This window comes from Dorea sp. AM58-8 (assembly GCF_003464045.1).
GTDB lineage: Bacteria > Bacillota > Clostridia > Lachnospirales > Lachnospiraceae > Claveliimonas > Claveliimonas ammoniilytica.
Genome location: NZ_QSDM01000012.1, coordinates 106,012 through 113,172 on the forward strand (window position 1 = coordinate 106,012; position 7,161 = coordinate 113,172).

The window sequence follows — 7,161 nt, forward strand, 5'->3', positions numbered from 1 at the left end:
TTATGATTGATTTTACCTACAATCCAATCATTCCGGCCGATTACAAAAGCCAAAGGGAGAGGACTTCCTTACGAAGCCTCTCCCTTCATGCGTCCTTTTGTTTATGGATGTAATAGTAATTATATTACATAAAAAAGGGTATAATTCCCCTTACCCCATAAGAATGCTATTATGACATTTTGTGTGGATTTCCGCAAAGAGTGTAGTAATCTTACCAAAGAGACGGTATCCGGATTTTTCGGTTGCTTTTTTCCATACCAAGGAGTATTTATTCGCATTTGCTTCAAACTTGGATCCATCAATGTATAGATGTTGAAGATCCACATGCTCTGTCTCGAAGATTTCTTTGTTTATATCTTGAATTAGCATTGGCAAAACTGCCTGTTTTGAGTTAGAATAAATTATGTTATTAATTTTTTTCACAAGTTAATTATAACAGAAAGAAAGACCTTGAATTCATTATAAACTCTTGGTCTTTCTTTTTTTCGGGACTATTCTTTTTTCACAGCCCCTTCTTTATTTTACTCTTCTGGCAACAGATTTCTCATACTCTCCAACCCAATCATAAGTGTTGAAGTATTATGGAGAAGCGCTGATATTGCCGGTTGGATCACTCCTGCCACGCCAAGTCCGATCAAACTTCCGTTGATACCCACAATCAGACGATAATTACGATTGATACGCTTCATCATGGCATTACTCAGTTTCTTCAGCTGTACCAATTCCATCAGATCATCCGCTGCTATCGTGATGTCTGCGATTTCTCTTGCGATCTCTGCCCCATCACTAATTGCGATTCCCACATCAGATGCTGACAGTGCCGGTGAATCATTGATTCCGTCACCGATCATCACAACCTTATTACCTGCTTCTTTTTCCTTCTGAACAAAAGCTGCTTTATCTTCCGGAAGAACTTCCGAATAGTAAGCATCCACACCAACTGCTTTTGCTACCGCCTTTGCAGTATGTTCGCTGTCTCCAGTCATCATAACGATCTTTTCAAATCCTGCCTCATGCAGCTTCTGAATTGCCTCTGCTGCTTCCGGTCGGATCGGATCTTCAATACACAGCACTGCCGCCAGCTGATGATCAATTGCTAGATACAGTCTGGAGCATTCTGCAGATATCTGGTCGAAACATTCCTGTTCATTTTCAGGCAGAACGCACTGCTCATCCTCAAATACAAAATGATAACTTCCCAGTACGACCTTCTTCTCACCGATGTGTGATGCGATACCATGTGCCACAATATAATCCACCTTGGAATGCATTTCCTCATGCGTCAGATTCCTGTCTTTTGCAGCCTGTACTACGGCTTTCGCCATGGAATGTGGAAAATGCTCTTCCAGGCAGGCGGCGATACGCAGCATCTCTTCTTCATCTTTTCCGCCAAACGGAATTACCTCTCGGAATACCGGCTGTGCCTTCGTCAGTGTACCGGTCTTGTCAAACACAATCGTCTTAGCTTCTGAAAGTGCTTCCAGATACTTACCGCCTTTGACGGTAATATGATGGTCACTGGACTCTCGCATTGCGGATAATACCGTAACTGGCATTGCAAGATTCAGCGCACATGAAAAATCTACCATCAGCACCGATAATGTCTTGGTAACATTCCGCGTAAACAGCCATACCAAACCTGTTCCCAGGAATGTATACGGCACCAGTCTATCCGCCAGATGGGAGGCCTTGCTCTCGATCGCAGACTTCATTTTCTCAGATTCTTCGATCATGGTAACAATCTTCTCATAACGGGTTGCACCGCTCTGGGCAGCTACGCGGATTACCAGTTCTCCCTCTTCCAGCACCGTTCCTGCATAGACATATTTCTCTGCATTTTTCTGGACCGGAAGCGGTTCTCCTGTAAGCGATGCCTGATTTACCATCGCTTCTCCGGATACTACCACTCCATCAAACGGGATCTGGTTACCCATATGTACTACAATCTGATCTCCCTGCCGGATGGTCTCTGCATCCACCAATACTTCTTTTCCATCTTCCGTCTTCAGCCATACCTTGGTAATATTCAGAGACATGCTCCGCACCAGGTCTCCGACTGATTTCTTATGTGTCCATTCTTCCAGAATCTCTCCGATTCCCAACAGGAACATAACGGATCCGGCTGTACCGAAATCTCTACGTAATACAGATACCCCGATTGCTGTTGCATCCAGTACCGGCACTTCCAGCTTGCCTTTTGCCAGGCATCTGATACCTGCTGCCAGGTATTTGACCGACTTTACAGTAGTAATAACATTGGTAATCGAACACGGAACCAGCCATTTCATTACAGCACGTCTTGTCACGCTGTAAATCAGTTTCTCCTTATACTCTGCATTCAGTGCACGTCCGGAACTTTCCAGTACACTGTCCGGCACCGATACATCGTAGGAGAATGCTCGAAAGCGGTCAAGAATCTCTTCCCGACCGCCCTGATACTCAACTGTGGCGTCTCCTGTCTGTTCATATACCTTCACCTTTGTCACACCCGGCGTCTGTTCCAGATAATAACAAAGAATGTCAGCTTCTTTCATTGTCATCTTCCGCTGCACAGCATGGACACGAATTCTTCCCTTTATCTCATGCTTAATTATGAACCTCATATTTAAACGCCTCTATTCTATTCTTCTGCCAGAGTCTCTTCGAATGCTTCTGCCTCGAGAACTTCTTCTGCTTCGCTTTCTTCTCTGTCTTTATTGATCTGCTTAGCCTCTGCAAGAATGTCTTCTGCATTCTCCTGTACATTAGTCGCAGTCTTCATCAGGCAATCTTTAACACGGAGCACAGCTGCTGTTCCCTGTGTGTATACCTTTTTAGCATCCTTGCTTGAAAGTGCTTTGATTCCAGCTGATCCAAATAAAACTCCACCTGCAAATAAACCAATTTTCTTAATGTCTGCCATAGTAAAAACCTCCTGTGTAAAATATATTTTAAATAAATGACTTTTGCTTACAACTTACCTTACTCCACGTTCTGGTTGTTGCTCAAGCCTAACTTATTCTGTTGATATATTTTATCAATAAAGCCACTCCAACAGAATGATCTTCTGTCAGAGCGGCTCTATGATTGCTATATTTACTTTACAGATAATACCGTATTCGTTGTATCCCCTTCTTTATATTCCAGATTAACTTCCTGCCCCACATCATACCGGATTACATTGATATAATCTGCAACCGATACATCAAAGATCTCATCTGAACCTTCAAGCATCAGATAATAATGTGAATTGCCATCCACAACCGCTTGGGCGATTTTTGTAATCTTGCCTGCAATTGTCTTCACCTCTCTGGTATCTTTTTCCGTCTCTTTAACACCATTTGTATAAAGCAGATCCAGATAGTTATCCTCACACTGACTGACCGTATCTCCGATGGCTACGATCTGATACTTCTGAACATTAACCAGTGCATACTTCTTCACCAGCCCCGCATCATCCTTCAGGGCAATGAAATACGTCGGCTCACCCTGCAGGTTCAGAAGCAGTGGAAATGTCGCTGTATACTTCAGGTTCTGCACCTGTCCTTCCGCCGATTCCATAGCAGCAGCCTCAGTCGCGCCCTCCACTTCATAATATCTGGTCTCCATAGTTCTCTGATTTGCCAGTACGAATCCCACATTGGACTGGTCACCATTTACCGAAGTCACACCCGTGTACATCCATACATCGTCATCCATTGCCAGATAATTATATCCATCTGTAGACTTTAGGCAGTCCTTCTGTCCAAGCACACTGTTCAGAAATCCATGTTTCAATGTGCCGTAATAATCAAATAATTCTACCAGCAGATCTGCGGAATATGCCCGGTCTACCCACTGCGGTACATCCTCAATCTTGTATGACTTGCACTCTCCGGTCACCGCATTACACAGTACGACACTTCCAACCGTTTCACCGCCAAAGAGTCCGATATTAAACTTCTTTACCGGTGCTACCCAGTATGGGACTCCCTTATCATCAATCTCAAAACTCAGTTCATCAAAGATCGCCGTTGGATAGCGGAAACGCAAATGACGGTAAATATTTCGGTTCAGATATTCACTTGTAGAATACTTAATGCCCTGATCTAACTTTACAAGCTCTGTATTCTGGCTTGCCATATCAATCCGGATATACGCCGGGATACCTTCTGACTGGTTGGTAATCCATTTGATAAAGCTTGCGTATTTCAGCGGAGTCACACGCACCGGACGCTCTTTGTAGTTGATCTGTGTATAAATGTCATCCGCTTCAAACTGCGATACCATATCTACCATGCTTCCCATCTTACGGTCTCCAAGGATCTCAGCAGTATCCTTATCCAGAAGTGGTACTCTGTCAAATGACACCTCTTCTACGTCCTCTGTAAAATTGCCCTTTTCTACTTTCAGCAACTTCTGATATTTCTTCGCATTTACAATTGGAGAAGACAGGATTGAGCCGATCAGATACACAACGCCTACTGCAAGAAGCACCGTAAGCATCGCCTTCGCCGGTTTGGATTCCCGGATCTCTGTCGGGCGCATCCGCTTTCTGATAATGTAAAACACCAGAATAAATACGATCAGTCCTGCTATATAAAACCATGTGTCCGTGGAATGGATATTGATAGCCGGAAGGGTCACGTAGTAATAAATGCCGATCAGCAGGATCACACCGATTACTATCGCTGTTTTTCTTGATTTCTTCATATAGATAATTTCCTTTCTCTTTGCAATGAACACATTATAACATGAAGACCGGCATTTAAAAAGGATATGCCCTCAAAAGAACATATCCCTTATCATATTTATTCCAACTATTCCTCTGCGCGTTTTGCGATCTCAGCTTCCTGCACATCAGACGGAGCCTGTTCGTAGCGTGCAAATTCGTATTCGTAAGTTCCTCTTCCGCCTGTCATAGAACGAAGTACGGTACAATATCCGAACATACCTGTCATCGGCACATCTGCCTCAATCACGGTCTTGCCGCTTCCAACCGGATTCATGCCAAGCACACGACCGCGGCGCTTATTCAAATCTCCCATAACATCACCGGTATAATCATCCGGTACGGTAACCTTAACAGACGCGATTGGCTCCAGAAGTACCGGACCTGCTTCCATCACGCCTTTCTTGAACGCCTGAATCGTAGCAGTCTTGAATGCCATCTCAGATGAGTCTACCGGATGATAAGATCCATCATAAAGAACAGCCTTTACTCCAACTACCGGATATCCTGCAAGAGGTCCCTTCAGAACAGATTCCTGAAGTCCTTTCTCTACTGCCGGGAAGTAATTCTTCGGAACTGCTCCGCCAACTACTTCTTCTTCGAACACATATGGTGTCTCCAGATCTCCGGATGGCTCAAAACGCATCTTAACATGTCCATACTGTCCATGTCCTCCGGACTGTTTCTTATACTTGGTATCTACGTCAGATTTCTTCTTAATAGTCTCACGGAATGCAACCTTTGGTGTCTCCAGTGTGATCTCACATTTGTATCTGGCAGCCAGCTTGCTTGCAAGTACTTCCAGATGCTGGTCTCCCATACCATACAGTAGTGTCTGACGATTCTCGCTGTCGTTCACTACCTTTACAGTTACATCCTCTGCCATCATCTTCTGCAGAGCCTGAGATACCTTATCCTCATCGCCTTTGTTCTTGCATACATACTTCATATATGTATAAGGCTTAGAGTAATCCGTCTTGCCATAGAGTATCTGATTATTCTTGGTTGAAAGTGTATCACCGGTCTTCGTATTCGGAGACAGCTTGGCAATGGCACCAATATCTCCTGCAAACATCTCGCTGACTTCCATCGGCTTATTACCACACATGGTATAGATCTTACCAAGCTTCTCTTCCGTCTCTGAAGATGCATTGTACATGACATCATCGCCCTTTAACACACCAGAGCATACTTTTATGAAAGAATATTTACCGATAAACGGATCTACCATTGTCTTAAACACATACGCTGTCTTTGGAGAAGCGAAGTTATAATGACCTTCAAACATCTCGTTGGTCGTGCGGTTCACACCGATACACTCTCTGTAATCCGGACTCGGGAAGAATCTTACGATATCAGACAGGAGATTCGCAACACCCTGCGCCTGAATATTAGATCCCATAGCCACCGGTACGATTGTACCTTCCATAACTTCTGTACGCATGGCTGCACGAATTTCTTCAACAGAGAATTCTTCTCCTGCGAAATATCTCTCCATAAATTCATCACTTGTCTCTGCTACAGACTCAAGTAGCTTCTCACGATACTTCTCTACGTATTCCATGCAGTAATCCGGAATCTCACACTCTTCTCTCTGGCTGATACCGGTGTATCTTCTTCCTGCATTCTTGATAATATTGACATATCCCACCAGCTTTTCATTCTCACGAATCGGTGAAAAATGCGGTGCGATCACTTTTCCATACTTTTCGGTAAGATCTTCTACAATCTGACGGAAGCTGGCATCATCCACATCCATCTCAGTTACATAGATCATACGAGGCAGATTATACTTATCACAGAGTTCCCATGCCTTCTCTGTTCCAACTTCTACACCGGCTTTACCAGATACTACGATAACTGCTGCATCTGCTGCACTGACTGCTTCTTCTACTTCACCTACAAAGTCGAAATATCCCGGCGTATCCAATACGTTAATCTTTGCTTTCTCCCATTCAATCGGAACAAGTGTTGTACCAATTGAAAATCCGCGTTTCTGTTCCTCTTTATCAAAATCGCTGATCGTATTGCTGTCTGAAACTTTACCCATACGATTCGTAGCGCCTGATACATAAGCCATGGCCTCAACTAGACTGGTTTTTCCACTGCCTCCGTGTCCCAACAGGACCACGTTCCTGATCTCGTCTGTTCTGTAAACCTTCATATTTCGCTGCCTCCTTAATTTGTAAAATCTTACACTCGATTGAGTATGGTTATATTGTACTAAAATTTTCAGATATTTTCAACACTTATATACAATTTTTACAATCAATTATACTTTTTCACTTTAAAGTGTAAAATCATTGACAAAAAAAGTTCTACGGTAGTAAAATGTCATTATCGTGACGAATTCGGAGGTATGAAGTTTGAAACAAATAAGTAGAAGACAACTAAGAAATAAAGGGCATAGCAAATAAACCATCTTTCGGTGGTTTGAAAATCAAATATAGACACAACACCTAATCAGGTAA

Annotated in this window: 4 protein-coding genes and 1 pseudogene; all 5 read right to left on the reverse strand. The window is 43.3% G+C overall.

Annotated elements, in window-relative coordinates:
• Positions 1-177: 177 nt before the first annotated feature.
• Positions 178-366, reverse strand: a pseudogene (locus DXA18_RS17635) (IS1182 family transposase); the annotation flags it as partial.
• Between the two features lie 155 nt (positions 367-521).
• Positions 522-2,603 (reverse strand): heavy metal translocating P-type ATPase, encoded by a 2,082-nt coding sequence (locus DXA18_RS10160; protein ID WP_118383803.1) that lies wholly within the window; start codon positions 2,601-2,603, stop codon positions 522-524.
• A gap of 17 nt (positions 2,604-2,620) precedes the next feature.
• Positions 2,621-2,902: a DUF6110 family protein gene (locus DXA18_RS10165; protein ID WP_118383804.1), complete on the reverse strand. Its 282-nt coding sequence runs from the start codon at positions 2,900-2,902 to the stop codon at positions 2,621-2,623.
• Between the two features lie 173 nt (positions 2,903-3,075).
• On the reverse strand, positions 3,076-4,671 hold the full coding sequence (locus tag DXA18_RS10170; RefSeq protein ID WP_118383805.1) for a CvpA family protein: 1,596 nt from the start codon (positions 4,669-4,671) through the stop codon (positions 3,076-3,078).
• 107 nt (positions 4,672-4,778) lie between these two features.
• On the reverse strand, positions 4,779-6,854 hold the full coding sequence (locus tag DXA18_RS10175; RefSeq protein ID WP_118383806.1) for an elongation factor G: 2,076 nt from the start codon (positions 6,852-6,854) through the stop codon (positions 4,779-4,781).
• Between the last annotated feature and the right edge of the window lie 307 nt (positions 6,855-7,161).

Coding starts and splice junctions, on each gene's coding strand:
- DXA18_RS10160 (WP_118383803.1), bottom strand. CDS start 2,603: ATGAGGTTCATAATTAAGCATGAGATAAAGGGAAGAATTCGTGTCCAT.
- DXA18_RS10165 (WP_118383804.1), bottom strand. CDS start 2,902: ATGGCAGACATTAAGAAAATTGGTTTATTTGCAGGTGGAGTTTTATTT.
- DXA18_RS10175 (WP_118383806.1), bottom strand. CDS start 6,854: ATGAAGGTTTACAGAACAGACGAGATCAGGAACGTGGTCCTGTTGGGA.
- DXA18_RS10170 (WP_118383805.1), bottom strand. CDS start 4,671: ATGAAGAAATCAAGAAAAACAGCGATAGTAATCGGTGTGATCCTGCTG.